Source organism: Rhizorhabdus sp. P4_G5, from assembly GCF_056401065.1.
The window spans coordinates 90,323-116,874 of sequence record NZ_JBFUKB010000001.1 but is presented as its reverse complement, the minus strand read 5'-3'; the positions used below and the strand labels follow the sequence as shown (position 1 = coordinate 116,874).

At 64.5% G+C, this 26,552-nt stretch carries 22 protein-coding genes; 10 read left to right on the top strand and 12 right to left on the bottom strand.

The features are described 5' to 3' along the window. The first annotated feature begins 1 nt into the window (after position 1). Positions 2–733, top strand: coding sequence for a nucleoside triphosphate pyrophosphohydrolase (gene mazG / locus AC1DQK_RS00545; RefSeq protein ID WP_477866297.1), 732 nt, complete (start codon positions 2–4; stop codon positions 731–733). A 32-nt stretch (positions 734–765) separates the two neighbouring features. Here the strand turns inward: mazG and hflX are convergent, their stop codons facing one another. From hflX to dusB, 7 genes are all read right to left on the bottom strand, one after another. After that, positions 766–2,082 (bottom strand): GTPase HflX, encoded by a 1,317-nt coding sequence (gene hflX / locus AC1DQK_RS00540; protein WP_477866295.1) that lies wholly within the window; start codon positions 2,080–2,082, stop codon positions 766–768. Next, positions 2,079–2,600 carry an RNA chaperone Hfq gene (gene hfq, locus AC1DQK_RS00535; protein WP_477866293.1) on the bottom strand — a complete coding sequence of 174 codons (522 nt, stop codon included), beginning with the start codon at positions 2,598–2,600 and terminating at the stop codon, positions 2,079–2,081. Before hfq ends, hflX begins: the two co-directional genes overlap by 4 nt. A 141-nt stretch (positions 2,601–2,741) precedes the next feature. Further along, positions 2,742–4,130: a nitrogen assimilation response regulator NtrX gene (gene ntrX / locus AC1DQK_RS00530; protein ID WP_477866291.1), complete on the bottom strand. Its 1,389-nt coding sequence runs from the start codon at positions 4,128–4,130 to the stop codon at positions 2,742–2,744. Positions 4,131–4,133: 3 nt separating this feature from the next. After that, positions 4,134–6,386: a sensor histidine kinase gene (locus AC1DQK_RS00525; protein WP_477866955.1), complete on the bottom strand. Its 2,253-nt coding sequence runs from the start codon at positions 6,384–6,386 to the stop codon at positions 4,134–4,136. A 92-nt stretch (positions 6,387–6,478) separates the two neighbouring features. After that, positions 6,479–7,936, bottom strand: coding sequence for a nitrogen regulation protein NR(I) (gene ntrC / locus AC1DQK_RS00520; protein WP_477866289.1), 1,458 nt, complete (start codon positions 7,934–7,936; stop codon positions 6,479–6,481). Then, positions 7,933–9,054 (bottom strand): two-component system sensor histidine kinase NtrB, encoded by a 1,122-nt coding sequence (locus AC1DQK_RS00515; RefSeq protein WP_477866287.1) that lies wholly within the window; start codon positions 9,052–9,054, stop codon positions 7,933–7,935. Before AC1DQK_RS00515 ends, ntrC begins: the two co-directional genes overlap by 4 nt. Then, the gene (gene dusB, locus AC1DQK_RS00510; protein WP_477866285.1) at positions 9,030–10,031 is read right to left on the bottom strand and encodes a tRNA dihydrouridine synthase DusB; all 1,002 of its coding nucleotides are present in this window, start codon (positions 10,029–10,031) and stop codon (positions 9,030–9,032) included. Before dusB ends, AC1DQK_RS00515 begins: the two co-directional genes overlap by 25 nt. An 87-nt stretch (positions 10,032–10,118) precedes the next feature. On the opposite strand from dusB, the gene AC1DQK_RS00505 reads away from it, so the two are divergent. Both AC1DQK_RS00505 and AC1DQK_RS00500 read left to right on the top strand, forming a co-directional pair. Further along, the gene (locus AC1DQK_RS00505; protein ID WP_477866283.1) at positions 10,119–11,264 is read left to right on the top strand and encodes a bifunctional 2-C-methyl-D-erythritol 4-phosphate cytidylyltransferase/2-C-methyl-D-erythritol 2,4-cyclodiphosphate synthase; all 1,146 of its coding nucleotides are present in this window, start codon (positions 10,119–10,121) and stop codon (positions 11,262–11,264) included. A gap of 17 nt (positions 11,265–11,281) precedes the next feature. Next, on the top strand, positions 11,282–11,818 hold the full coding sequence (locus tag AC1DQK_RS00500; protein ID WP_477866281.1) for a CinA family protein: 537 nt from the start codon (positions 11,282–11,284) through the stop codon (positions 11,816–11,818). Here AC1DQK_RS00500 and AC1DQK_RS00495 read toward each other — a convergent pair. Continuing rightward, positions 11,755–12,240: a type II toxin-antitoxin system RatA family toxin gene (locus AC1DQK_RS00495; RefSeq protein ID WP_477866279.1), complete on the bottom strand. Its 486-nt coding sequence runs from the start codon at positions 12,238–12,240 to the stop codon at positions 11,755–11,757. The genes AC1DQK_RS00500 and AC1DQK_RS00495 overlap by 64 nt on opposite strands. Before the next feature lies 1 nt (position 12,241). Beyond that, a complete protein-coding gene (gene lipA, locus AC1DQK_RS00490) occupies positions 12,242–13,180 on the bottom strand; it encodes a lipoyl synthase (protein WP_477866277.1) in 939 nt (312 codons plus the stop codon). 66 nt (positions 13,181–13,246) lie between these two features. Between lipA and AC1DQK_RS00485 the strand changes: the two genes are divergently transcribed. Further along, positions 13,247–13,879 carry a carbonic anhydrase gene (locus AC1DQK_RS00485; RefSeq protein WP_477866275.1) on the top strand — a complete coding sequence of 211 codons (633 nt, stop codon included), beginning with the start codon at positions 13,247–13,249 and terminating at the stop codon, positions 13,877–13,879. 69 nt (positions 13,880–13,948) lie between these two features. Then, positions 13,949–14,356: a hypothetical protein gene (locus tag AC1DQK_RS00480; protein ID WP_477866273.1), complete on the top strand. Its 408-nt coding sequence runs from the start codon at positions 13,949–13,951 to the stop codon at positions 14,354–14,356. A 46-nt stretch (positions 14,357–14,402) separates the two neighbouring features. Here the strand turns inward: AC1DQK_RS00480 and ettA are convergent, their stop codons facing one another. From ettA to AC1DQK_RS00465, 3 genes are all read right to left on the bottom strand, one after another. Continuing rightward, positions 14,403–16,082 carry an energy-dependent translational throttle protein EttA gene (ettA, locus tag AC1DQK_RS00475; protein WP_477866271.1) on the bottom strand — a complete coding sequence of 560 codons (1,680 nt, stop codon included), beginning with the start codon at positions 16,080–16,082 and terminating at the stop codon, positions 14,403–14,405. Between the two features lie 270 nt (positions 16,083–16,352). Next, positions 16,353–17,072, bottom strand: a complete 720-nt coding sequence (locus AC1DQK_RS00470) for a glutathione S-transferase family protein (protein ID WP_477866269.1) — start codon at positions 17,070–17,072, stop codon at positions 16,353–16,355. A gap of 200 nt (positions 17,073–17,272) precedes the next feature. Next, positions 17,273–18,604 (bottom strand): DNA recombination protein RmuC, encoded by a 1,332-nt coding sequence (locus tag AC1DQK_RS00465; protein WP_477866267.1) that lies wholly within the window; start codon positions 18,602–18,604, stop codon positions 17,273–17,275. Positions 18,605–18,732: 128 nt separating this feature from the next. On the opposite strand from AC1DQK_RS00465, the gene AC1DQK_RS00460 reads away from it, so the two are divergent. From AC1DQK_RS00460 to AC1DQK_RS00440, 5 genes are all read left to right on the top strand, one after another. Next, on the top strand, positions 18,733–20,760 hold the full coding sequence (locus AC1DQK_RS00460) for a CHASE2 domain-containing protein (RefSeq protein WP_477866265.1): 2,028 nt from the start codon (positions 18,733–18,735) through the stop codon (positions 20,758–20,760). Positions 20,761–20,800: 40 nt separating this feature from the next. After that, positions 20,801–21,499, top strand: a complete 699-nt coding sequence (locus tag AC1DQK_RS00455) for a hypothetical protein (protein WP_477866263.1) — start codon at positions 20,801–20,803, stop codon at positions 21,497–21,499. 132 nt (positions 21,500–21,631) lie between these two features. Next, the gene (gene cysS, locus AC1DQK_RS00450) at positions 21,632–23,164 is read left to right on the top strand and encodes a cysteine--tRNA ligase (protein ID WP_477866261.1); all 1,533 of its coding nucleotides are present in this window, start codon (positions 21,632–21,634) and stop codon (positions 23,162–23,164) included. Between the two features lie 127 nt (positions 23,165–23,291). Next, positions 23,292–24,941 carry an acetolactate synthase large subunit gene (locus AC1DQK_RS00445; RefSeq protein WP_477866259.1) on the top strand — a complete coding sequence of 550 codons (1,650 nt, stop codon included), beginning with the start codon at positions 23,292–23,294 and terminating at the stop codon, positions 24,939–24,941. Between the two features lie 99 nt (positions 24,942–25,040). Next, on the top strand, positions 25,041–26,477 hold the full coding sequence (locus tag AC1DQK_RS00440; protein ID WP_477866257.1) for an aldehyde dehydrogenase family protein: 1,437 nt from the start codon (positions 25,041–25,043) through the stop codon (positions 26,475–26,477). Positions 26,478–26,552: the final 75 nt, after the last annotated feature.

Genomic DNA, 26,552 nt, shown 5'->3' with positions numbered 1-26,552 from the left:
CATGATCGAACGACTCCGCGACATAATGGCGCGGCTGCGCCACCCCGAAACAGGCTGCCCGTGGGACGTCCAACAGGATTTCCGCACGATCGCCCCCTATACGATCGAAGAGGCCTATGAAGTCGCCGATGCCGTCGAGCGCGACGACATGCCGGCCCTGTGCGACGAGCTCGGCGATCTTCAACTCCAGGTCGTCTTCCACGCGCAGATAGCCGAGGAAAGGGGGGCTTTCAGCCTCCAGGACGTGCTCGACGGCATTAGCGACAAGATGACCCGGCGCCATCCGCATGTCTTCGGCGAGGGCGCAAGCCCCGGCTGGGAGGAGATCAAGGCCGCCGAGCGAGCCGGAAAGTCCGACGACCGGAGCGCCCTGGCCGGCGTCGCGGCCGCCCTGCCCGCGCTACTGCGCGCCGAAAAGCTCCAGAAGCGGGCGGCGCGAACCGGTTTCGACTGGCCCGACCCAGCGGGGGCCCTCGCCAAGATTGAAGAAGAAATCGCCGAAGTCGCCGAAGCGCGATCCGACGAACATCGCGCCGAGGAGATGGGAGATCTTCTGTTCGCGGTGGTCAACTGGTCGCGCAAGCTGGGAATCGATCCGGAAGCGGCACTGCGTGGCGCGAATGCCAAGTTCGAAAAACGATTCCGGACGATAGAGGCGATGGCAGGCGATACCTTCGCGGGTCTTTCGCTGGACGAGAAGGAAGCACTTTGGGTGGAGGCGAAGCGAACATAAGAGCGAGCCTCCGGAACGGCGCTCAATCCAGTCTACCGCGCCTCGAACCGGGCGAGATCGCTGTTCGAAAGCCGCACCTCGACGGCTATGCGGTCGCCGTCGACCTCCTGCCCGAGCACCTCACCATTCTGGTGCAGCCAGGCGAGCGCCGAGCCGTCCTGTAGTGAAACCGACAAGGTCCTTACGCGGTTTCCGGTCGAGAGGCGTTCGGAAACGACCCGACGTAGGGTATCGACGCCCTCGCCCGACAGCGCCGACAGGGTCACCACATCCTCGCGACGCATCGCCTCGGCTTCAATCGCGGCGCGTGATTCGGCATCGAGCATGTCGATCTTGTTCCAGATCTCGATGATCGGGGCGCCCTCTCCGGCGTCATGGTCCGGCGCGCGGGGGCCGACCCCGATATCCCCCAGCACGCCGAGCACGTCGGCGGCCTGGGCGTCGCTGTCGGGATGAGCGATGTCGCGGACGTGGAGGATGAGATCGGCGCCGGTCACCTCCTCCAGCGTCGCGCGGAACGCTGCAACGAGCTGCGTAGGAAGGTCCGAGACGAAGCCGACGGTGTCCGACAATATCGCCTTGTCGATGCCGGGGAGGCTGATCTGGCGCATGGTCGGATCGAGCGTGGCGAACAGCAGGTCCTCAGCCATCACCTTGGCGCCGGTCATCCGGTTGAACAGGGTCGACTTGCCGGCATTGGTGTACCCGACCAACGCGATAACCGGCCAGGGCGCGCGCTGCCGCCGGGCACGATGGAGCCCGCGGGTGCGCCGGACCTGCTCCAGTTCACGACGCAGCTTGGCCATGCGGTCCCGGATCAAGCGGCGATCGGCCTCGATCTGGGTTTCGCCCGGACCACCGAGAAAGCCGAAGCCGCCGCGCTGGCGTTCGAGGTGGGTCCAGCTGCGGACGAGCCGGCCGGCCTGATAATCGAGATGGGCCAGCTCGACCTGCAGGCGGCCTTCCGCTGTCGCCGCGCGTTCCCCGAATATCTCAAGGATCAGCCCGGTTCGGTCGATGACCTTGGCTTCTATCGCTTTTTCGAGGTTGCGCTGCTGGACAGGGGTAAGAGCCGCGTCGACGATGATCAGTTCGGCCTCGCCCATCCGTGCGGCCGTTGCGATCTGGTCAACCTGACCCGAACCGAACAAAGTGGCGGGCTTGGGATCGCGCAGTCGGAAGGCAAGCTTCTCCACGACGTCGACGCCGATGGCGGCGGCCAGACCCGCCGCCTCGTCGAGCCGTGCCTCGGCACTGCGCTGGCTGTCGCCGGAACGCTCGGGCAAAGCCACCAGCGCTCGCGCGCCGCGGCTCAGCCCGTCGTCATCTTCACGGTTGAAAACGCTCAATCGTCCTCATCTTCGTCGTCGCTATCGTCGACCTCGGCGAGGTTGATAGGATGCGCTGGCTGCACCGTCGATATAGCATGTTTGTAGACCAGCTGGCTCAGGCCGTCGCGCCGCAACAACATGCAGAACAGGTCATAGGCCGCGATCTCGCCCTGAAGCATCACGCCATTTACCAGGAACATCGTCACCGGCTCACGCGCCTTGCGCACTGCCGACAGGAACACTTCCTGCAGCAGGTGGGCCTTCTTCTCCTCGAAGCTCTTGTCGATCTCGCTCATGTCGATCGGATGCGCGGGCATGACCGTCGATATCGCGTGCTTGTAGATCAGCTGGGACTGGCCATCGCGGCGCAGCAGAACCGAAAAATTGTCGAACCAGGTGATGATGCCCTGGAGCTTCACGCCCTTGACGAGGAACATGGTGACGGGAGTCTTGGTCTTGCGGACCGAGTTCAGGAAGATATCCTGGAGATTATTGACCTTATCGGCCATTGCCGGTCTCCGGTCTTGGCGGGTCATGGCCCGCTGGTTGCGCCGTGCTTAGCGTCGTGCAGCCACGCCTTATGCGGGACTACAGGGATGATAGCGAAGCGAATCGCCGGCGTCTATCTCGCAGTTGCAGCATTCAATTCGGCGCACAGATGCCGAGGAATCGCCGGCCTATTCCACCTCATCCTCGCGAGGATCGACCAGCCCCAGCGTCTTCAGCTTGCGGTGAAGGGCCGACCTCTCCATCCCGATGAACGACGCGGTTCGCGAGATATTCCCCGAGAAGCGCCTGATCTGGACGCGCAGATATTCGCGCTCGAAGGTTTCGCGGGCTTCGCGCAATGGCGTTCCCATGATCGATCGCGCCGCTTCGCCGGGTGCGAGGCGAGCCTGGTCGCTCAGCACCTCCGGCGGTAGCATGTCGAGCTCGATCCGGCCGATGCGGTCGCCTGGCGCCAGGATGATCGTCCGCTCGACGATGTTACGCAGCTGGCGGACATTGCCCGGCCAGTCATAGGTTTGCAGCGCGCCGACCGCATCGTCGGTGACCATCGGCGTGGGCACGCGCCGCTCGGATGCGAATCGGGCAAGGAAATGCTCGACCAGTGCTGGGATATCCTCCCGGCGCTCGTTGAGCGCGGGTATATGAACCGGCACGACGTTCAGCCGGTAATAGAGATCCTCCCGGAACCGGCCCGCTTCGATCTCGTCGGCAAGGTTCCGCGCGGTCGCCGAGACGACCCGCACGTCGACCTTGACGATGCGCTGGCCGCCGACCCGGTTGAACGCCTGCTCGGTCAGAACCCGCAGGATCTTGGCCTGGGTCGTGAGCGGCATGTCGGCGATCTCATCGAGGAACAGCGTTCCGCCATGCGCCTGCTCGAGCAGGCCGGGACGGAGCAGTTCGCCATTCGCCTCGACGCCGAACAGCTCCTCCTCGACCCGCTCCGGTTCCATCCGCGCCGCGCTGACGACGATGAAAGGAGCCTGGGCGCGATTGCTCCACAGATGGAGCAGGCGCGCCGCCACTTCCTTGCCTACGCCGGCGGGGCCGCTGACCAGCACGCGGCTTCCGGTTGCCGCAACGCGCTTCAGGGTGGCGCGGATCGCGTTGATGGCCCCGGAATTGCCGGTAAGCTCTTCCTCCTGGCCAATCTGGGCCTTCAACGTCGCATTCTCGCGGCGCAGACGATCGGTCTCGGTCGCGCGGCCGACCAGCAACAGCAGCTGCTCGGCTTCGAAGGGCTTCTCGATGAAGTCGGTCGCGCCGCGGCGGATCGCCGCCACCGCGGTATCGAGATTGCCATGGCCCGAGATCATCAGCACCGGCAGGGTAGGATCGCGCCGCTTGATCTCCTCGAGCAGATCCAGCCCGTCGAGCCGCGAACCCTGCAGCCAGACGTCCAGCAGCACCAGCGACGGACGGCGTTCATCGAGCGCAGCGAGCGCGGCATCGCTGTCGGCCGCGGTGCGCGCGGAATAGCCCTCGTCCTCGAGGACGCCCGCCACCAGGTCGCGAATGTCTGCTTCATCGTCGACGATCAGGATTTCCAGAGCCATGGCTCAACCAGTTCCACTTCGCGTGAGTTCAGGAAATTTCGCGTCTTCATTGTCGTGCACGGCATCGTCGGCAACGCTCAGTCCGCGAAGCGATTCGAGGTCGAAATCCAGCTCGACCAGAGTGCCGCCGCCGGGCCGGTCGCGCAGCGCCAGCGTCCCGAGATGGTCCTCGACGATCTTGCGGACGATCGCGAGGCCGAGGCCGGTGCCGCGCTTGCGCGTCGTCATATAAGGCTCGGTAAGGCGATTGCGCTCGGCCGGCAGGCCGGGGCCATTGTCGGCCAGCAGGATGCGCAGCCGCCGGTCGTCGGCGCGGATCGTCATCGCGATCACCCCCGGCGCCTGCTGGGCAGGATTTTCCTCGATCGCCTCGACCGCATTTTTGACGAGGTTGGTGAGCGCCTGGCCCAGCTGGCGGCGATCGCACACCATCGTGGGTGCGAGCCCCTCGCTGTCCAGGCTGAAGCTGATGGCAGGATGCGCCACCTCGTGCAGGAACAGCGACTGGCGCGCGATGTCCACCACCGCCTCGGCGCGAAAGGCCGGCTTCGGCATGCGCGCGAAGGACGAGAATTCATCGACGATGCGGCGCATGTCGCCGACCTGTCGGATGATCGTCGCGGTGAGCCGCTCGAACACGCCGGGGTCCGACTGCACTTCATTGCCATAACGGCGTTGCAGCCGCTCGGCCGCAAGCTGGATCGGAGTGAGCGGATTCTTGATCTCGTGGGCAATGCGGCGGGCGACATCCGCCCAGGCGGCGCGGCGCTGGTCGGCGAGACGCTGGGTGATGTCGTCGAACGTCAGCACATGCGCGCCCTCTGCCGCCACGCACCGCACCGCCAGCGTTCGCGGCTCGCCATCGACGACGACCTGGACGACCACTTCGCGGTCGCCGCTGTCGATGACATGATCGAGTTCGGGCGAGATATCGGCGAGCGCCACGCCCTCCACCATCTGCTCGAGGTTGAGCAGGGCGACGGCCGACGGATTGACCAGCGTGATGTGGCGCGCGCGATCGACCGAGATGACTCCCGCGGTGACGCCCGAAAGAACCGCCTCGATGAACGCGCTGCGGCTTTCGAGCTGGCTGTTCGCGGCGACGAGCGCGCCGGTCTGCTCGCCCAGCTTGCGCGTCATGCGATTGAAGGCACTGCCGAGCGTGCCGATCTCGTCGGGCGTGGGGGCGCTATGGACCCGCGCAGACAAGTCGCCGGCGGCCACGCGCCGCGCCGCCGCGACCAGTTCGTTGACGGGGCGCACCAGCCTGTCCGCGACCGTCATCGCCACCCAGATGGCTATGCCGAAGATCAGCAGCGACATGATCATCAGCAGGATATTGAAGCGTAGCTGGAGCGCGCGAGCGCGATCCACCGTCGCGATATAGTCGCCCAGCGCGGAACGGGCGCGTGCCGCCTGGGACAGCACGTCGCGGTTGGATTGGCGCGAGATGTAGAGATAGGTCCGGCTCGCGGAATCGAGCAGGATCGTCCCCTCGATCCGGTCGCCCGATTCGGCCGTGACGCGCGGCTGGCCGCCTTGCAGGAAAGGCAGCGTAGCCGGCGGCAGCCGCTTGTCGAGCGGTCGCTTGTCGAGATTTGCGAGTGCGATCAGCTGGGGCGTGCCGTCACGGTCGATGCTGATGATGGCAGACTCCGACAGACCGCGATATGCCACCTGCCGCGCAAAGAACGGTGCGAAACGCGGATCGTCGACCGTCGTTGCCGTCAGCGCCCCGCGCAGGTCTCCGGACATTGCCAATATGTCGCCCAGCAGCCGTTCCTTGCTCTCGGTGACATAGGCGCGGGCAACGCTCTCAGAGCTTTTCAGCACCACGCGAGCCTTGTCCGAGAACCAGAACTGGGTGCCGACCTGGAACAGCAGCGATGCGAAGATGACGACGAGCAGCGTCGGAACGGTGGCGATCAACGAGAAGAAGGCGACGAGCCGGACATGCAGCCGCGCCTTGCCGCCGAGTTCCGACCGCGCGGCCCGATGTTGGGCCACGCGGCGTGCGACAAGCACCATGAGGCCCATGAACGCGATGAGGTTGGCACCCAGCAGCGCTGCCGCCACCGATGGCGAGATCGGCACCTCGGGCTTATCGCTGGCTGTGACGATGCGATAGCTGGCGACGAAGATGAGCAGCGCCGCGACAGGCACCGCGATTTCCAGGAGGGGGATCAGGCGGCGAGGCCGCAACGCTGCCGCCGCCCGTCGCTGCAAACGCTTATATGCGAGTCCCAAAGCCGCCATCGTGACCAGAATACCACAAGAGCGTGGCTTCTGGAACACAGTAAACCGGCAACTGGTCGTCCCGGCACGTCATTTCGACCATTGAGGCCGACTCAGTCGCCTCGGCGAGCCGCCACCGCGTCGATCGACAGATCGGTCAGCTTCTTGCGCAAAGTGTTGCGATTAATCCCCAGCAGCCGCGCCGCGCGCAACTGGTTTCCCTTCGACGCCGCCATGCTAAGCTCGAGCAGCGGCCGCTCCACCTCCGCCAGCACGCGGTCATAGAGCCCGTCGGGGGGCAGGTCGCGGCCGAAAGTAGCGAAATAGCGGGCGAGATGCTGCTCGACCGCGTCCGCCAGTCCGCCGCCATTGCCGCTGACCATGGGCCCGGTGTCGATCATCGCCGGCTGCTGGAATTGCTGCTCGACGAGCGCCGCCGTGATCACGTCCTCGCGGCTCAACACGGCCAGGCGGCGCATGAGATTTTCGAGCTCGCGGACATTGCCGGGCCAGCCATGCTGCATGAGACGGGTGATCGCGCCCGGATCGAGCGCCTTGCGCGGCAGTCCGTCGGCCGCTGCCCGCTCCAGGAAATAGCGCGCCAGCTCGCCGATGTCCTCGCCGCGCTGGCGCAGCGCCGGCAAGCGGATCGGCACGACGTTGAGCCGGTAATAGAGATCTTCGCGAAAGCCGCCATCGGCTATCAGCCGCGGCAGATCCTTATGAGTCGCGGCGATGATGCGGACATCGGCGCGGATCGAGCGGGTGCCGCCGACCGTCGTGAACTCGCCCGCCTGGAGGACGCGCAGCAGCCGGGTCTGCGCCTCCATCGGCATGTCCCCGATCTCGTCGAGAAACAGCGTGCCGCCCTGGGCCTGTTCGAATCGGCCGGCGGTGCGTGCCTGGGCGCCGGTGAAGGCGCCGCGCTCGTGCCCGAAAAGCTCGGACTCGATCAGTTCGCGCGGGATCGCCGCCATGTTGATCGCCACGAACGGTGCCGAACTGCGCGGCCCGAAATCGTGGACCGCGCGGGCCACCAGTTCCTTGCCGGTGCCGGACTCGCCGAGCACGAGGACGGTCAGATCATTGGCGACGACGCGGGCGATCGTCCGATAGACTTCCTGCATCGGCGGCGAACGGCCGATCAGCGGCAGGTCCTCGGCGGCCTCGGTAACGCGCAGCGCGCTGCCGCTGCTCATCCGCGCGGCCAGTGCATCGGCCACCGCACGGGTCAGTTCGCCGAGATCGAACGGCTTCGGCAGATAGTCGAACGCGCCCTGCTCGGTCGCGCGCAACGCGGTGGTAAAGGTGTTCTGCGCAGACAGGACGATGATCGGAAGGCCGGGATTTTTTTCTAGCACCTCCGGAATCACGTCGAGGCCATTGCCGTCGGGAAGGACGACGTCGGTGACGAGCACCTGGGGATTGAAGCTGGCGAACAGGCGGCGCTGTTCGGCGACCGAGGCCGCCGTCTCCACGACATAGCCGGCTCGGCGCAGGGCCTCCCGGACGACGGTGCGGATCGCGGCATCGTCGTCGACGACGAGCACCCTGCCCCCGAGCGTGGTCATGCCGTCACCCGGGCGCGCGGCAGCAACAGACGAAACACCGTCTTGGGTGGCGTGCCTTCGCGCGCATATTCGATGATGCCCCCCTGATCGGACACCAGCTTCTCGACCAGCGCCAGCCCCAGCCCGCTGCCGGTGCGCTTGGTCGTGACGAACGGATCGAACAGGTGGCCCTCGATCTCCTCGGGCGCGCCTGGGCCATCGTCGATCACGCAGAGTTCGATGGGCAGCGGCTGGCGCGCGTCGCCATCCGCGCGGCGCATCGACACGCCATGGCGATAGGCGGTGGTCAGGGTGATCGTCCCTTCGCTGTCGGTCATCGCCTCGGCCGCGTTCTTGAGCAGGTTGATGAGGATCTGGACCAGCGAATCGCGGTGGCCGAGCACCGCGGGCAAGGACGGGTCATAGACTTCGCGGATCGTCCGGCCACGCGCAAAGCCCTTGAGCGCGACCTCGCGAGCATGACCGAGGATCGCATGGATGTTCTGCGGAGCCATCTCGATGGGCCGTGTATCGGTGAAACCCTGCATGCGGTCGATGAGCGCGGCGACCCGGTCCACCTCCTCGCGGATCAGCCGGGTGAGCCCGCGCGACTCCTCGTCGCAGGTTGTTTCGAGCAGCTGTGCGGCACCGCGAACGGCGGACAGCGGGTTCTTGACCTCATGCGCGAGCATCGCCGCGGCCGCCACGGCAGTGCGGGTGCCGCCCTCACGATCGATCGATCGGGCGCCGAGTGCGCTGCGGGCATGTCCATGGATCGAGACAGCACGCCAACCAAGCCGGTCTGGCAGCGGCGCAACCATCAGGTCGACCCGCATCCGCCGCCGATCCGGCAGGGTGATGTCGACGTCATAAGCTGCGAATGGGGCATCGCTGGGCATCGTCGTCAGCGGATGGCCGATCGCATCGAAGATCGCGCGGCCGACGATCTGGGTACGGCTGAGGTTCAGAAGCGACTCGCAGGCGGCGTTGATCTCGATCACCCGGCCCTCGGGATCGATGACCATCACCGCCGTCGCCATCACCGCCATGATCTCTGCTGGAGACGGAGAGTCGGTCGGCCTGTCGGCCGCGGGTCCCCGCCAGGCGAAGCGGATCAGGCTGCCGCCCGGGAGAGCCATGGCGCATAATATTCGCGGAGCATCGCAAGAACCGCCTCGGCCTGCGGCTCCTGGTTCACCTTGTTGCGGAAATCGGCCGATCCGGGCAGGCCCTTCGTGTACCAACCGATATGCTTCCGCGCCATGTTGACGCCAACATCCTTGCCGTACAATTCGAGCATTTCATGATAATGCGCTGTGATTACATGATATTGCTCTTCAAGCGAAGGATCTGGCCGGACTTCGCCGCTTTGCAGATATTGCATCACCTGCGCCAGCAGCCACGGGCGGCCATAGGCGCCGCGGCCGATCATCAGGCCATCGGCACCCGACTGGTCCAGCGCCGTCACGGCATCGTCGATCGAACAGATGTCGCCGTTCACGATCACCGGGATCGACACTGCATCCTTGACCCGCCGGATGAACGCCCAGTCGGCCGAGCCCTTATACATCTGGCAGCGGGTGCGGCCATGGACGGTGATCATCCGCACGCCGACATCCTCCGCGATGCGGGCCAGTTCAGGCGCGTTGAGGCTGTCATGATCCCAGCCCATCCGCATCTTCAGCGTCACCGGTACGTCGACGGCCTTCACGGTCGCCTTGACGATCTCGACCGCGAGTTCAGGGGTCCGCATCAGCGCCGAGCCGGCATCGCCGTTGACGACCTTGCGCACCGGGCAACCCATGTTGATGTCGATGATCGCGGCGCCGCGATCCTGGCTGAGCCGCGCGGCCTCGCCCATTTCCCTCGGCGTACAGCCGACGAGTTGCATCGACACCGGTTCCTCGGCCGGATCCCACAGCGCCTTCTGCACCGACTGGCGCGTCTCGCGGATCGCGGCCTGGCTGGCGATCATCTCGGTGACGTTCAGGCCCGACCCATAGCGCCGCACGACCTTCCGGAACGGCAGGTCGCTCACCCCGGTCATCGGCGCGAGAATGACGGGCGTATCGATCCGCACGGAACCGATATCGATGGGGCGAAGCCTAGGAGTCATCAGAGCCATATTGCCTAAAAAAGCGGCACCGCCTCTAGCCGCAAAGCGGCTGGCGGGCAAGCACGGCGTCGGCTAAGCCCCGCGGCCATGTCGGGGAGAAATCGCATCGCCGGGCTGATCGTCGCCGCCGGCCAGGGCATGCGCGTCGGCGGAGCCGTGCCGAAGCAATATATCGCCGTCGCAGGCCAGTCAGTGCTGGCACATGCGATCGACGCGCTGGCCGGCCATCCCGCGATCGACAGCGTCCAGGTGGTGATCGGCGAGGATCAGCGCTTCCTTTATGACGAGGCGATAGGCAGCCGCGTTCTTCCGGAGGCCGTCATCGGCGGCGCGCTGCGCCGCGACTCCGTCATCGCCGGGCTCGAGTCGATCGATTCGGATATCGTGCTCATCCATGACGCCGCCCGCCCCTTCCTGCGTGCAATAGTCATCGATCGCCTGCTCGACGCGCTGGATCGTGCCGACGGCGCGGTGCCGGCGCTGCCGGTCGTCGACACCCTGGCTCGGGGGGATGCGATGCTCGGAGACGCCGTCGCGCGCGCCGGGCTCAACCGTATCCAGACCCCCCAGGCCTTCCGCCGGCATGCGATTCTCGCCGCGCACCATGCGTGGGATGCTAGCCGGGAGGCGACCGATGACGCCCAGGTCGCGCGCGCCCACGGTCTCGATGTCGCCCTCGTCGAAGGTGATCCAATGCTCGAAAAACTGACCCTGCCTGCCGACTTCGTGCGCGCCGAACGCGCACGGATGATCAGCCGCACCGGGCTCGGCTTCGACGTTCACGGCTTTGCACCCGGCGACGCGGTGCAGCTCGGCGGCATCACGATAGCGCACGACCAGGCCCTTGCAGGCCACAGCGACGCCGATGTGGCGATCCACGCCTTGGTCGACGCGTTGCTCGGAACCATCGCAGCGGGCGATATCGGCAGCCATTTTCCGCCATCCGACCCGCAATGGCGCGGCGCGGCGTCCGAGATTTTCCTGACCCATGCGCGCGACCTGATCGCGGATCGCCACGGAATCATCGATCATGTCGACGTGACGATCATCTGCGAGGCTCCGAAAATCGGGCCGCACCGCGATGCTATGCGCGGTCGGATCGCGGAGATGCTCGGGCTGACGGTCGGCCAGGTCAGCATAAAGGCGACGACCACGGAGCAATTGGGCTTCACCGGCCGGCGCGAGGGCATCGCGGCACAGGCGATTGTCACCGTGCGCGTGCCGCAAATCTAGAGTATCAGGGACATATCGTGCCACAGCATCAAGACACCATCCTGCCCTCCGAGCTCCTCGATGCTGCCCGTCGCGTGATCGACGCCAATCGCGCCGAGGGCCGAAAGATCGCGCTTGCGGAAAGCTGCACCGGCGGGCTGGTCGCGGCGGCGCTGACAGAGATTCCGGGCTCATCGGACGTGTTGGGCGCGTCGCTGGTCACCTATTCGAACGAGGCCAAGATCTCGATGCTGGGCGTGTCGGTCGAACTGATCGAGACTTTCGGCGCGGTATCGATCGCCGTCGCCTGGGCGATGGCACGGGGAGCGCTCGAGCAGAGCGGCGCCGACATCGCCGTGGCGATCACCGGGGTGGCTGGCCCCGGCGGGGGCAGCGACAAGAAGCCGGTCGGCACGGTCGTATTCGGTCAGGCGCGCAGGGGCGGCGACGCGGAGGATATCGTCGCCGACAAGCGCCACTTCGGCGATCTCGGCCGTGGCGGCGTGCGGCTTCAGGCCGCGCTGTGCGCGCTCGAACTGCTGATGCCGGGGGCGACCCTCGCCGAGGACGCATAGAGCTTGGCGGCGCGATCCTCGAACGCGCCGATCATCATCCTGAGCGTGCGATCGAACACCTGGCCCGCAACCATCTCGAACAGGCGCGACTTGAACTCAAACTCGATCGTGAAATCAACGATCGTGCCGCCATGCCCGTCGCTGGTGAACTTCCAGTCGTTCCGGAGATATTTGAGCGGCCCTTCGACATAATCGACATGGATCGCCGATGGCCTGTGCTTGGTCACCTTCGAGGTGAACTTTTCGCGGAGCGCCTTGAAGCCCACCATCAGATCCGCGACCATCTCGCTCTCGCTGTTCGAGCGAATTCGTACCGCCGAAATCCACGGCAGGAACTCGTCATAGGACGACACGTCGGCAACCAGATCGTACATTTGATCGGGCGTGTAGGGCAGCGTGCGGGTCTCGCTATGACGCGGCATGTCAGGCGACCGGAACAGGTGCCTTGCGCGCCAGTTCGGCGTTGCGTGCATCGCGCAGCTTCGCGAAATCATCGCCGGCGTGATAGCTCGACCGACTCAGCGGCGTCGCGGCGACCAGCAGGAAGCCCTTCGCTCGCGCAATCGCGGCATAGGCCTCGAACGTCTTGGGAGGCACGAAGTCGATCACCTTGGCGTGCTTGGGGGTCGGCTGGAGATATTGACCCATCGTCAGGAAGTCGATGCCGGCCGAACGCATATCGTCCATCACCTGATGAACTTCGAGCCGCTCCTCGCCGAGACCCACCATGATCCCGGATTTGGTGAAGATCGTCGGATCGAGCCGCTTGACCGTCTCCAGGAGGCGCAGCGACGCATAATAGCGCGCACCGGGGCGAATCGTCGGATACAACCTCGGCACCGTCTCCAGATTGTGGTTGTAGACGTCGGGACGTGCTGCAACGATGGCTTCGATCGCCGCATCCGCCTTGTTGCGAAAGTCGGGGGTCAGGATCTCGATCGTGGTGGTCGGCGTGGTGCGGCGCAGTGCCTCGATCACCCTGACGAACTGCGATGCCCCGCCATCGGCGAGGTCGTCGCGATCCACCGACGTGACGACGATGTGCTCGAGACCGAGTTCGGCTGCCGCATCTGCGACATGCTGCGGCTCGGACAGGTCGACCGCGCGCGGCATGCCGGTCTTGACGTTGCAGAATGCGCAGGCCCGGGTGCATGTGTCCCCCAGGATCATCACCGTCGCATGCTTCTTGGTCCAGCACTCACCGATATTCGGGCACGCGGCCTCCTCGCATACGGTCGCGAGGTTCAGGCGGCGCATCAGCGCTCTCGTATCGTTGAACGCCTTCCCCATCGGCGCCTTCACGCGAATCCAGTCGGGCTTGCGGGGCCGCAGCGCGGCGGGGTTCTGGAGGGGGTCGCTCATGGCAAGCCAGATAAGCCATGTGCCGACCACTTGCCAGCCCCCGCGACCATGATTAGGGCGCTGCCCATGACCGACTTCGCAGCACTCCTCGATGGTTACCACCGCTTCAAGGAAAATGGCTGGCAGCAGCAGCGGGCGCGCTGGAGCGAGCTTGCCGAGGCGCAGAACCCCAAGCTGATGGTGATCGCCTGCTCGGACAGCCGGGTTGATCCCACGATCATTTTCGACACATCGCCCGGCGAGCTGTTCATGGTTCGCAACGTCGCCAACATGGTGCCGCCCTTCGAAACCACGCCCGGCCGCCACGGCGTGTCCGCGGCGCTTGAGTTCGCAGTGACGCAGCTCGAGATTCCGGAGATCGTCGTGCTGGGCCACCAGAGCTGCGGCGGCTGCGCGGCGGCGCTCACCCAGCGGTTCGAGCACAGCGCGCCCGGTGAAGGCGGCTTCATCGCCGAATGGATGTCGATGCTCGACGAGGCTCGCGAGCGCGTCGTGGCGAAGCATGGACAGGGCGAGGAAGCGATCCGCGCGATGGAGTTCGAAGCGGTGAAGGTATCGATCGCGAATCTTCGTACCTTCCCTTGCATCCCTGTCCGGGAACAGGCCGGCAGGCTGCGCATCCACGGCGCCTATTTTGCCGTCGCCACCGGCCAGTTGCACCTGCTCGACGAGGCAAGCGGCAGGTTCTCGCCCGCATAGGGCGGCCACCAATCGGGAACGCGCCCGGACATCGATCGTTATGGCTCCGTGTTTTCAAAGGAGCTTAGCATGTTCGCCCGTTCCATCCTGGCCATCACCGCGCTGATCGCGGTCGCTCCGCTTGCCGCGCAGATGAGCAACAAGAACGACGCGGCCCATCAGGCAGCCGACGCCCGCGAAGTTCCCCAGACCAAGGCGCTGAACAATCAGGTCGGCACCGCGGTGATCCAGGCGCAATCCGCCGTCGCGGCGCAGAATGATGCCAACCAGGCGCAATATGAGGCCGACAAGGCTGCTTATGAGCAGGCGCTGCGCGACCATCATCGCGAGGTTCTCTCGACCGACGCCACCTTCATCCGCCAGCAGGAAGCTTATGCAATGGCGATGCGAGACTGGCGGGCGCAGGTGGCCGAATGCAAGAAGGGCTATAAGAGCGCCTGCGATTTGCCGACCCCCGATCCGATGAAATATATGTAAGCCGGACCGTCATTCCGGTCTTGCGGAATGACGGTCCCGACGGAGCTTAGCGCGTCAGCTTCTTGTACGTGCCCGCACTCGCCCGGTCGGCGGCGTCGCCGAGCCGTCGGCGCTTGTCTTCCTCATAGCTCTCGAAATTGCCTTCGAACCATTCGACGTGGCCATTGCCCTCGAACGCCAGGATGTGCGTCGCGAGCCGATCGAGGAAGAAGCGATCATGGCTGATCACCACCGCACAGCCCGCGAAATTTTCGAGGGCGTCTTCAAGCGCGCGCAGGGTCTCGACGTCGAGGTCATTGGTCGGCTCGTCGAGCAGCAGCACATTGCCGCCCTTGCGAAGCATCTTCGCCATATGGACGCGATTGCGTTCGCCACCCGAAAGCTGGCCCACCTTCTTCTGCTGGTCAGGACCCTTGAAATTGAATGCACCCACATAGGCGCGGGTCGACATCTCGAACTTGCCGACGGTCATGATGTCATGTCCCTCGGAGACTTCCTCCCAGACATTCTTCTTGGGATCGAGCGCGTCCCGGCTCTGGTCCACGAAACCGAGCTTCACCGTCGGCCCGATGTCGATCGAGCCCGAATCTGGGGTTTCCTGACCCGTGATCAGGCGGAACAGCGTGGTCTTGCCGGCACCGTTAGGGCCGATCACGCCGACGATACCGCCGGGCGGGAGGGTGAAATCGAGCCCCTTGATGAGTTCCTTGTCGCCGTAGCTCTTGGTCAGACCCTGGGCCTCGATGACCTTGCCGCCAAGGCGCTCTGGGGTCTGGATGACGATCTGCGACTTGCCGGGCGCGCGGTTGTTCTGCTTTTCGACCAGCTCGTCGAACGCCCGGATACGCGCCTTGGACTTGGTCTGGCGCGCCTTGGGGCTCTGCCGGATCCATTCGAGCTCTTCCTTGATCGCCTTCTGGCGGCCGGCGTCCTCGCGCTCTTCCTGCTCCATCCGCTTCGACTTCGAGTCGAGCCAGGAGGAATAATTGCCTTCATACGGGATGCCGCGGCCGCGATCGAGTTCGAGCACCCAGCCCACGACATTGTCGAGGAAGTAGCGATCGTGGGTAACTAGGATGACGTTGCCGGCATAATCGATCAGATGCTGTTCCAACCACGCCACGCTCTCGGCGTCGAGATGGTTGGTCGGCTCGTCGAGCAGCAGGATATCGGGCTTTTCGAGCAGCAGGCGGCATAGTGCGACGCGGCGCTTCTCGCCGCCCGACAGGTCGGTCACCGGCAGGTCGCCGGGTGGGCAGCGCAGCGCTTCCATCGCGATCTCGAGCTGGTTGTCGAGCGTCCAGCCGTCGGCTGCGTCGATCTTTTCCTGAAGGACGCCCATTTCCTCCATCAGCGCGTCGAAATCGGTATCGTCCTTCGGATCGCCCATCTCGGCCGAGATCGCGTTGAAGCGATCGATCATGTCGGCGACCGGACGGACGCCGTCCATGACGTTCTGCTTGACCGTCTTGGATGCGTCGAGTTGCGGCTCCTGCGCCAGATAGCCCACCGTCAGGCCCTCGGCAGCCCAGGCCTCGCCGACATATTCGGTGTCCATGCCGGCCATGACCTTCATCAAGGTCGACTTGCCGGCGCCGTTGACGCCGATGATCGCAATCTTGGTGCCCGGCAGGAACTGCAGGTGGATATTGTTGAACAGCGGTTTGTTCGCACCGGGGAAGGTCTTGGTGAGACCCTTCATCACGAAACTATATTGCACGGCCATCGGGCGCGGACCTCATGGGATGATCAAGGCTGGAAATGTGCCGCCGCCACTAACCGACGGCTGGACGATTGGCAAATGGCGAGCCGCTGGCAAGCTTCAAGATCATGACGAAATTATCGAAGATCGCGCGTCTCGCTCCGGGCGCCGCCTCCCCACGCTGCTTGCCTCGCCTCTTTCCGCCCAGATTGCGCCTGCGCCCGCAACTGGGCGGTGGAGAGGCTCCAAGGCGCTGGGCTTCTCCAATGTCCGAATCGAAGGATTCGAAGTTCCCTATTGGGAGCGCGGCGAGTCGCGCTTGGGGATTTCCAGGCCACGCTGCACCGCCGGACGAGCCAGGCCGCGTTCAAGCCAGCCCGGCACATATTTCAACCTATCGAACTCAACCAGATCGCGCGCCTCGTAGAAGGTGATGAGGTTGCGAACCCATCCAAGCGTCGAGATGTCGGCAATGCCGTAATCGTCGCCCATGATCCAGCCGCGGCCATCGAGGCGCTTGTCGAGCACGCCGAGCAGGCGCTTCGCCTCGTTGACATAGCGCTCCAGGGGACGCTTGTCCTCGAAGGCCTTACCGGCAAATTTGTGAAAGAATCCGACCTGTCCGAACATCGGCCCGATGCCGGCATTCTGAAAGAACACCCATTGGATCGTCTCATAGCGCAGCACCGGATCGGCCGGAATGAAGCGGCCGGTCTTGTCCGAGAGATAGATCAGGATCGCGCCCGACTCGGACAGCGCCATCGGCTTGCCGCCGGGACCGTCGGGATCGATGATCGCCGGGATCTTGCCGTTCGGATTGAGCGAGAGGAATTCGGGAGTGTGGCTCTGGTTGTCGAGGATATCCACCAGATGCGCCTCATAGGGCAGCCCGGTTTCCTCGAGCATGATCGCGACCTTCACCCCATTTGGCGTATTGAGCGAATAGAGCTGTATACGGTCGGGGTGCGCGGCCGGCCAACGCTGCGTGATCGGAAATTGGGAAAGGTCGGCCATGGCATGCTCCGCGCGGTTGCTGTCGCGCCCAATTGGGGATCAATGTCCTATCTGGCAATAGCAGCTGCCAAGAGGTCAGCCGCTCCACGCAATTCGGGTCGCTCGGCTGCGTTCAACCGCGGCGAGGCCCTGCGCCTTCAGACCTCGATCAGCAGCAGGCCCCGCCAGGTGGCGGCCGATCGCGGCTCCGCGGATGGGATTCAGTTGAGCTTTGCCATCTGCTCAGGCCCCGCCAACAGGTCGGCCACCGGTTCGCTCGCGCGCGTCTCGATCGCCGGCATCTCCTCCATCTCCTTGCCACCGGTCTCGATGTTGAGGTCGCGGAATTTGCGACCCGTCACCAGCACGCGGCCCTCGAAGCTCGCCACGAATTTGTTGTAGTTCTCGACAGCGCTGTTGAGGCCGCCGCCGACGCGCTTGAGGTGCGTCGCCGCGACCGATAGCCGCTCGAACATTTCCTTGCCGAGTTGGCCGATCTGCCGCGCTTCGTCGGCCATCTTTTCCTGTCGCCAGACGCTCGCCACGGTGCGGGCCAGCGCGACCAGGTTGATCGGCGTCGCGATCAGCACCCGGCGTTCATGCGCCCAGTCCCACAGCCCGGCGTCCTGTTCCATCGCTGCCGACAGGAAATGTTCGCCGGGAATATACATGACGACATAATCGGCCGCATCGCCGAAGCGATCCCAATAGCTTTTCTGGCCCAGCTGGCTGGCGTGCGTCCGCAGGGCCGCCGCATGCGCCTTCAGGAAGGTCAGGCGCAACGCCTCGTCGACCTGCTCGCTGGCATCCATATAGGCGTTGAACGAGCATTTGGCGTCGATGATAAGCTTGCGGCCGCCGGGCAGGCGCACCACCACGTCCGGCCGCAACCGTCCGTCCTCGGTATCGACCGAAACCTCGGTCGCGAAATCGGCATAAGGCGATAGCCCGGCCTGTTCGAGCACGTTGCGCAGCGACTGCTCGCCCCAGCGCCCACGCGCCTTGGGGCTGGCGCGCAGCGCATTGACCAGCTTGGCGGCCTCGTCGCGGACCTGCCCCTGGCCGACCCGCACCTGGTCGACGGCCTCACGCAAGCCGGCATAGCTATCGACCCGCTCCTTCTCGACCCGCTGCAGCCCCTCCTCATAGCGTTTCAGCGTCGATTCGACCGGCGTCAGCAAGGCCTTGAGCTGCGCTTCGCTCTTCTCGCCCGCCTGGTGGAATCGCTGGTCGGCGCGTTCGAGAAACTGGCGCTGGGCCACGTCGAGCAGTTTTCCGCCCACGTCGGCGAACTGGGCGGACAATTGCTCCTTCGCCTCCTGGAGTCCTCGCAGTTGCGCCTCGAACGCCTCGGCCCGCGCCTGTCGTTCGGCCACAAGCCCGGATCGCTCGATCTCGGAGCGGTTGAGCGCATCGCGCGCCGTTTCGAGCATCCTGCGCAGATCTGCCGCTTCGGCGGTGCCGGCCGCCTGCATCCGCCCGCGCGCGAACCATCCGAGCGCGAGTCCCAGGAGCAGACAGAGCGGAAGTGCGAGCGCGGCGAGCGATGACATCGAGCAAATCCCTGGAACAGATAGCGAACCGTGCCGTGCCTCGGCCGCGAATGCAAGCGCAACTCGGCGCTTCCCATATCCGGCGCAGCCACTAATATCGAGTGGGGGTTGCGTTTAGGGGGATGGGGATGCCGGACAGCGTCGGGGGTGCGTCAATGGCGGCGCGCTGGCACAGATTCTGGCCGGCGCTGCGCAAGCTGCTCAAGCAGATCGGCACGACCCGCCTCGTCGTCACTGCCATGTTCCTGATTCTTGGCCTCGCCTTCGCCCGCTACAGCTGGAACATGATGTTGGCCAAGGACGCCGAGCGCGCACTGTTCGACGTTCGCCTGCTGCTCGCATCGCCGCGCGTCGAGACCGACCCGCGTATCGCGATGGTGACCTTCACCGAGGACACGCTCCGCCTGACCGGACGCCGTTCGCCGCTGGATCGCGCGATGCTGGCCAAGGGCCTGCTCGCGCTCGACAAGATGCAGCCCAAGGCGATTGGCATCGATATTCTCGTCGATCAGCCCACGCCCGAAGACCAGGTACTGATCGACGCCTTCAGGACGATGAAGACGCCGACCTATCTGGGCTTCGCATCGAACGCGACCAACAAGACTTTCATGACGCTCGACCAGGAAACTTTCCTGCGCGACTTCCTGAAGCAGACGAAGCCCGGCAACGTCCATCCGACCAGCATCCGCCTGCTCGCCGATGATGACGGGGTGATGCGCAGCTGGCCGAACCAGCCCCGCGAGCTGCCGCCGCTGATGGCCAATTCGCTGACCGGCGGCTTCGAGCGGTTTCGCGACTATACCGGATCGATCCGCTACCGGCTGCCGAAGTTCGAGGATCGGCCGGTGTTCGACAAATTCCCGATCGAGGTGATCGCCAACCCCGATCTGATCGAGGCTTTCAAACCCCAGATCGAGGGCCGCTACATCATGATCGGCGGCGACATCCCCGATGTCGACCAGTTCATCACCCCGGCCTCGCGCATCCAGAAGGGCGAGACCACGATCGGCCTGGAGATCCACGCCACGCTGCTCGCGCAGATGCTCGACAATGTCACGCCGAACAAGATCCCGGCGTGGGGCATCTGGCTTATCGCGATCGGGGTCGTGATGCTGGGCGCGCTGACCGCGGTGTCCAACATGAAGATCTGGAAGCTGAGCCTGATGCTGCTGATCCAGGCGGCGGGCGTGGTGGCGGTGCCGTTCATCTGGCAGTTCAACAATGTGGACACCCAGGGGCTGCCGGTGTTTGGCTGGCTGATCGGCTGGATCTTCGCCTATTCGGCGGTCGGCACAGCGGCCCGCGGCATCGGTTCGGAGCAGCGCAACTTCGCACAATCGGCGCTCGGCAAATATCTGCCGCGCGACATCGCCGCGGACATCATGAAGAACCCTGAGCGGCTCCAGCTCCACGGCGAGAAGCGCGAGATATTCGCGCTGTTCAGCGATCTCGAGGGCTTCACAAAGCTCAGCCACCAGATCGAGCCCGAAATGGTCGCCTTCCTGCTCAACAGATATCTCGACGTTCTGTCGGAGACGGTTCTCGAATATGGCGGCACGATCGACAAGTTTGTCGGCGATGCCATCGTCGCCTTCTGGGGCGCGCCGATCAGCCGGCCCGACGATGCCGACCGCGCCGTGAAATGCGCGATCGCGATGTACGAGGCGGGTGAGCAGTTCCGGCGTGATGCGCCCGAAGGGGTACCGCCGATCGGCGTCACCCGCGTCGGTGTCCACCGGGGCGAGGCGATCGTCGGCAATTTCGGCGGTGAGGGGCGCATCCAGTACACTGCGCTAGGCGACTCCATGAATACGGCGTCGCGGCTGGAAGGCGCGAACAAATATCTCAAAACCAAGACGCTGGTGAGCGACACGGTGGTTGAGAAGTCGACAATGGCCTGTTTCAGGCCGATGGGCCGCATCGCTGTGTCGGGTCGATCGACGCCGATGATCATCTTCGAGCCGGTTCCACATTTTTCCGCCGAAGCTGTGCAACAGTTCACAGACACGCTGCGTAGATTCGACGATGGTGATGTCACGGTATTGGCCGAGTTCGAACAAATGGCTGTAACGAATCCTGATGATAAAGCGCTCGCTAATCTGGTAGAGCGACTTCGTGAGGTTGGACCAGGAGGGTATAGTGCTCTGGATAAATAAAAACCGGCCGCGCGCTGCAGTCGCGGCAATGATGGGCCTGATGCTGGCTGGAACCGCCGTCGCGGCGCCGCTGGTCGTGCGATCGGCCGGACCGTCGGCAAAGGCCTACCCCGCGGGCAAGGCGATACCCGACAACGCGAAGATCGTCCTGAAAGCGGGCGACTCTATCGTGCTGCTCGACGGCAAAGGCACGCGCACGCTGAGCGGCCCCGGCACATTCAGCGCAACCGCGACCGCAACCGCGGCTGCCACCACCGGGTCGACGCTCAATGCGCTGGTCTCCGGCGGCGGCGAGCGCCGCGCCCGGATCGGAGCCGTGCGCAGCGTCAGCGGTGCCGACAAGACCGGCGGCCGCAATCCCAACGTCTGGTATGTCGATCTCACGCGCAGTTCGAACATGTGCGTCGCCGACACCTCGACCGTGACGGTATGGCGGCACGATGCCGAGAAGCCGGTGACAGTAACCGTCTCGGGTGCGGGCGCATCGGGCACGATCGATCTCGCCGCCGGCCAGTCGGCAGCGCTGTGGCCGGCAAGCGTCCCGGTTGCCGACGGCGGCCAGTACAAGCTCAGCTGGGAAGGCGCAAAAGCACCGACATCGCTCAAGTTCGTCGTGGTGAAGCCCACCACCGCCGGGCTCGAGGACATGGCCCAGTCGCTGATCAAGGCAGGCTGCAACGCACAGCTGGACCTGCTGATCCAGACCGTCGCCTTGCCGGACGGCAATCCGAAGGGCTGATCGCTCGCCAATCGACCGAAGGGGCTGGCGGAGCGATCCGCCGGCCCCTGTCGTTTCATATCCCCGCCGGCGTGACGAGGTCGCAGCAAAATCCCTCTGGAGCCTCCGCAGTTATCGCCTATGGAAGCGCGCATGACCGACACCGCTCCCGCCGGCTCCCCGCTGATCCTTTTCGACAGCCTGACACGCGCGATGCGCGCGTTCGAGCCGGTCGATCCCGCCATGGTGCGGCTCTACAGCTGCGGCCCGACCGTCTATAACTTCGCGCATCTGGGCAATCTGCGCGCCTATGTGTTCACCGACACCCTGCGCCGCGCGCTCAACTGGAAGGGCTGGCCGGTCAATCATGTCATCAACATCACCGATGTCGGCCACCTGACCTCGGATGCCGACGAGGGTGACGACAAGATGGAGGCCGCCGCCGCGCGCGCTTCCAAGACGATCTGGGAAATTGCAGCCTTTTATACCGATGCATTCAAGGCGGATCTGAAGGCCCTCAACATCATCGCGCCGACGCTGTGGAGCGTGGCTACCGATCATATCCAGGACATGATCGCATTCGCCCGCGACATCGAAGACGCAGGCGCAAGCTACGAACTCGACAGCGGCCTGTACTTCGACACGTCAAAGGTGCCCGATTACGGCCGCCTCGCCGGCGCCCGTCCCGACGAGACGATCGGCCGCATCGTGGAGGTCGAAGGCAAGCGCAATCCGGCCGATTTCGCGCTATGGCGGCGATCGGCGGCCGGCGAGCAGCGCCAGATGGAATGGCTGTCGCCCTGGGGTCCCGGCGCGCCCGGCTGGCATCTCGAATGCTCGGTGATGAGCATGAAATATCTCGGCACCCAGTTCGATATCCATACCGGCGGCATCGACCACCGGGAGATCCATCATTGCAACGAGATCGCCCAGAACCAGGCATTTACCGGCACCGAGCGGACTGGCGCCAATTTCTGGATGCACAACAACTTCCTGGTGGACCGCGGCGGAAAGATGTCGAAATCCAAGGGCGGCTTCGCGACCCTTGCCGGCGTTGCGGAAAAGGGCGTGCATCCCCTCGCCTATCGCTTGCTTTGCCTGTCCGCGCATTACCGGTCCGAACTGGAATTCTCGGCGGAGGCGCTGGCGGCGGCATTGACCCGGCTGACCCGGCTGATCATCGCGACCGAGCAGGTGCGCAGCCAGGCAGGCACGCCCGACTGGCTGCGCCTGATCGACGAAGCGGGCGCGAGCAAGGGCGCTTCGGCGGCCTATCAGCGCTCCGTCATAGAAGCCGGGCTGGGCGCCCGGGCGCAGGCGCTGCTGGCGCAGTTCGATACGGCGCTCTCGAACGACCTGATGGTGCCACAGGCGCTGCCGCTGCTCGAGCAGGCGCTCGCCGACAAGGCCATCGCGGCGGAAGAGAAACTGCGCCTCGTCGCGAGCATGGACATGGCGCTGGGGTTGGCGCTGCTGACGACCGGCCGAGTCGACCTCCGGCTGCGCCCGGCGGATGCGAAAATCGACGAAGCCACGATCGAAACCCGCATCGCGGCGCGGCAGCAGGCACGTGCTGCGAAGGACTATGCCGCGTCGGACAGCATCCGTGATGAACTCGCGGAATGTGGCGTCGCAGTAATGGATGGAGCAGGTGCGATGCAGTGGGACTGGATTCTCGATCTCTGAAACAATCGTGCGGAATCAATCCGCAACGGATCGTAAAAAACCCTGTCCCCCGTCGCCGAAATGACATAGCAATCGCCGATCTTGCAGAACCGCAACAGGGGCGCGGCGCAAACAGGGGGAGCACAGCATGGCGACCAAAGCATCCGATTTGTTTATCCAGTGCCTTGAGGAAGAAGGCTGCGAATATATCTTCGGCGTTCCAGGGGAAGAAAATCTCGACATGCTCGACAGCCTGTCGCGCTCCAAGAAGATCAAGCTCATCCTTACCCGCCACGAACAGGGCGCCGGCTTCATGGCCGCGACCTATGGCCGCCACACCGGCAAGACCGGTGTCTGCATGGCGACGCTAGGGCCGGGCGCCACGAATTTCGTCACCGCGGCCGCCTATGCCTTCCTGGGCGGCATGCCGATCCTGATGGTGACCGGCCAGAAGCCGATCAAGAAATCCAAGCAGGGCCGCTTCCAGATCCTCGACGTCGTCGACATGATGCGCCCGATCACCAAATACACCCATCAGCTGGCCTCGTCGGACAACATCCCGAGCCGCGTGCGCGAAGCCTTCCGCCTCGCCGAGGAAGAGAAGCCGGGTGCGACCCACATCGAGTTCCCCGAGGACATCGCCGACGAGCATACCGATAGCGTCCCGCTGAAGCGCAGCCTGGTTCGCCGCCCGACCGCCGATCCGAAGTCGGTTCGCGCCGCGGTCAAGAAGATCGAAGCCGCGAAGTCGCCGGTCCTCGTGGTCGGCGCAGGCGCCAACCGCACGATGACCAGCCGCATGCTGCTCCAGTTCATCGAGAAGACCGGCATCCCCTTCGTCACCACCCAGCTGGGCAAGGGCACGATCGACGAGACCCATCCGAAGTTCCTCGGCTGCGCCGCGCTGTCGGCCGGTGACTTCGTGCACCGCTCGATCGAGCATGCCGATCTGATCATCAACGTCGGCCATGACGTGATCGAAAAGCCACCCTTCTTCATGAAACAGGGCGGCTGCGAGGTCATCCACGTCAGCACCAACACCGCGTCGGTCGATCCGGTCTATTTCCCGCACATCGAAGTGATCGGCGACATCGCCAATGCGATCTGGCAGATCAAGGAAGACATCGTGCCGTCCGGCGCGTGGAACTTCGACTTCATGATGAAGGCGCGCCAGGCCGAGGTCGACCACACCGCGTCGCTCGACAAGGATGCCCGCTTCCCGATCTTTCCGCCGTTCCTGGTGCGCGAGATCCGCGAGGCGGTGCCGCCGAGCGGAATCATCTGCCTCGACAACGGCGTCTACAAGATCTGGTTCGCGCGCAACTATCCGGCGCGGCAGGCGAACACCGTGCTGCTCGACAACGCGCTCGCGACGATGGGCGCCGGTCTGCCGTCGGCGATGGCGTCGGCCATGGTCTATCCGGACCGCAAGGTCATGGCGATCTGCGGCGATGGCGGCTTCATGATGAACAGCCAGGAGATGGAGACGGCGGTTCGCCTCAAGCTCAACATCACCGTGCTGATCCTCAACGATTCGTCCTACGGCATGATCCGCTGGAAGCAGGCGAACATGGGCTTTGCCGATTGGGGCCTGACCTACGACAACCCCGATTTCGTCAAATATGCCGAAAGCTACGGCGCGATCGGCCATCGGGTGGAAAGCTCCGAGCATCTGACGAAATTGCTCAAGCATTGCCTCGACACGCCTGGCGTTCACCTGATCGACTGCCCCGTCGATTATTCGGAAAACGACCAGATCCTGAACAAGGACATCAAGGATCTCAGCAAGAAGGTTTAGGTCTCTCCTCATCCCCGCGAAGGCGGGGATCCATAACCTCTGGCTTTCGAGCATATGGATCCCCACTTTTGCGGGGACGAACAATTGGACGACCCGACCATGAAACTCCAGGATACCTACCCGCTCTACCTCGCGAATGAGGCACAGCAGCCGAACACTGATCTCAAGGTGACAGACAAATTCACCGGCGAGGTGGCGACGCTTGTCGCGCTGGCCGATGCCAAGACGATCGAGAAGGGCATCGAATGGGCGGTCAAGGCCGCCGAGCCGATGGCGAAGATGGCGAGCTACGAGCGCCAGGCGGTGCTGCAGCACTGCGTCGATCGCTTCACCGAGCGCAAGGACGAGCTTGCCTATGCGCTGTGCATCGAGGCCGGCAAGCCGATCAATGATTCGCGTGGCGAGGTGGGCCGCCTGATCGATACCTTCCGCATCGCCGCCGAGGAATCGGTGCGGATGACGGGCGAAGTCCAACCGCTCGATATCGCGCCCCGAGCAAAGGGTTATCAGGGGATGTGGAAGCGGGTGCCGATCGGCCCTTGTTCCTTCATCTCGCCGTTCAACTTCCCGCTCAACCTCGCCGCGCACAAGATTGCGCCGGCGATCGCGGTCGGCTGCCCATTCGTGATGAAACCGGCGAGCCGCACGCCGCTCGGCGCGATCATCATGGGCGAGGTACTGGCCGAGACCAACCTGCCGAAGGGCGCCTTCTCGATCCTGCCTGCGGCGCGTGACGGGGCCGACCTGTTCACCACCGACGATCGGCTCAAGCTGCTGTCGTTCACCGGCTCTCCGGACGTGGGCTGGGATCTCAAGGCGCGGGCGGGCAAGAAGAAGGTCGTGCTCGAACTCGGCGGCAATGCCGCGGTGGTGATCGACGCCGATGCCGATCTTGACGACGCCGTGACGCGAACCGTGTTCGGCGCCTTCTACCAGTCGGGCCAGTCGTGCATCGGCGTGCAGCGCATCCTGGTTCACGATGCGGTCTATGACGCCTTCAAGGCCAAACTGGTGGCCAAGACCAGGACGCTGATTGCCGGCAACCCGCATGACGAAAAGACTTTCGTCGGCCCGATGATCGACGTGAAGGAAGCCCAGCGCCTCGACAACTGGATCCAGGAGGCCGTCGGCAAGGGCGCGACCCTGCTGTGCGGCGGCAAGCGCGAGGGCGCGATGCTCGAGGCGACGCTGCTGGAAAATGTCGATCCCGACACCAAGCTCAATCGCGAGGAAGCCTTTGGTCCGGCCGCTTTCCTGATGAGATTCAGCGACTGGCACGAGGCGCTGAAGATCGTCAACGACTCCAAGTTCGGGCTGCAGGCCGGCATTTTCACGCGCGACATCTTCAAGATTCTGGACGCCTGGGACGATCTCGATGTCGGCGGCGTCGTCGTCAATGACGTGCCGAGCTATCGCGTCGACAACATGCCCTATGGCGGCGTGAAGGATTCAGGTCTCGGCCGCGAAGGCATCAAGTTCGCGATGGAAGACATGACCGAGATTCGCAATCTCGTGATTCGTCGTCGAAGCGCTTGATAAGCTTTTGAATGATTGCACTTGCGACGCTAAAGAGGGATATAAACTTCCGGAGCGGTGACGCCGGGGCAAGCG

What these genes read in the sequence shown, in the direction of transcription:
- mazG (WP_477866297.1), top strand. Translation starts at nt 2, where the DNA reads ATGATCGAACGACTCCGCGACATAATGGCGCGGCTGCGCCACCCCGAA.
- hfq (WP_477866293.1), bottom strand. Translation starts at nt 2,600, where the DNA reads ATGACCCGCCAAGACCGGAGACCGGCAATGGCCGATAAGGTCAATAAT.
- ntrX (WP_477866291.1), bottom strand. Translation starts at nt 4,130, where the DNA reads ATGGCTCTGGAAATCCTGATCGTCGACGATGAAGCAGACATTCGCGAC.
- AC1DQK_RS00525 (WP_477866955.1), bottom strand. Translation starts at nt 6,386, where the DNA reads ATGGCGGCTTTGGGACTCGCATATAAGCGTTTGCAGCGACGGGCGGCG.
- ntrC (WP_477866289.1), bottom strand. Translation starts at nt 7,936, where the DNA reads ATGACCACGCTCGGGGGCAGGGTGCTCGTCGTCGACGACGATGCCGCG.
- AC1DQK_RS00515 (WP_477866287.1), bottom strand. Translation starts at nt 9,054, where the DNA reads ATGGCTCTCCCGGGCGGCAGCCTGATCCGCTTCGCCTGGCGGGGACCC.
- dusB (WP_477866285.1), bottom strand. Translation starts at nt 10,031, where the DNA reads ATGACTCCTAGGCTTCGCCCCATCGATATCGGTTCCGTGCGGATCGAT.
- AC1DQK_RS00505 (WP_477866283.1), top strand. Translation starts at nt 10,119, where the DNA reads ATGTCGGGGAGAAATCGCATCGCCGGGCTGATCGTCGCCGCCGGCCAG.
- AC1DQK_RS00495 (WP_477866279.1), bottom strand. Translation starts at nt 12,240, where the DNA reads ATGCCGCGTCATAGCGAGACCCGCACGCTGCCCTACACGCCCGATCAA.
- lipA (WP_477866277.1), bottom strand. Translation starts at nt 13,180, where the DNA reads ATGAGCGACCCCCTCCAGAACCCCGCCGCGCTGCGGCCCCGCAAGCCC.
- AC1DQK_RS00485 (WP_477866275.1), top strand. Translation starts at nt 13,247, where the DNA reads ATGACCGACTTCGCAGCACTCCTCGATGGTTACCACCGCTTCAAGGAA.
- AC1DQK_RS00480 (WP_477866273.1), top strand. Translation starts at nt 13,949, where the DNA reads ATGTTCGCCCGTTCCATCCTGGCCATCACCGCGCTGATCGCGGTCGCT.
- ettA (WP_477866271.1), bottom strand. Translation starts at nt 16,082, where the DNA reads ATGGCCGTGCAATATAGTTTCGTGATGAAGGGTCTCACCAAGACCTTC.
- AC1DQK_RS00470 (WP_477866269.1), bottom strand. Translation starts at nt 17,072, where the DNA reads ATGGCCGACCTTTCCCAATTTCCGATCACGCAGCGTTGGCCGGCCGCG.
- AC1DQK_RS00465 (WP_477866267.1), bottom strand. Translation starts at nt 18,604, where the DNA reads ATGTCATCGCTCGCCGCGCTCGCACTTCCGCTCTGTCTGCTCCTGGGA.
- AC1DQK_RS00460 (WP_477866265.1), top strand. Translation starts at nt 18,733, where the DNA reads ATGCCGGACAGCGTCGGGGGTGCGTCAATGGCGGCGCGCTGGCACAGA.
- AC1DQK_RS00455 (WP_477866263.1), top strand. Translation starts at nt 20,801, where the DNA reads ATGCTGGCTGGAACCGCCGTCGCGGCGCCGCTGGTCGTGCGATCGGCC.
- cysS (WP_477866261.1), top strand. Translation starts at nt 21,632, where the DNA reads ATGACCGACACCGCTCCCGCCGGCTCCCCGCTGATCCTTTTCGACAGC.
- AC1DQK_RS00445 (WP_477866259.1), top strand. Translation starts at nt 23,292, where the DNA reads ATGGCGACCAAAGCATCCGATTTGTTTATCCAGTGCCTTGAGGAAGAA.
- AC1DQK_RS00440 (WP_477866257.1), top strand. Translation starts at nt 25,041, where the DNA reads ATGAAACTCCAGGATACCTACCCGCTCTACCTCGCGAATGAGGCACAG.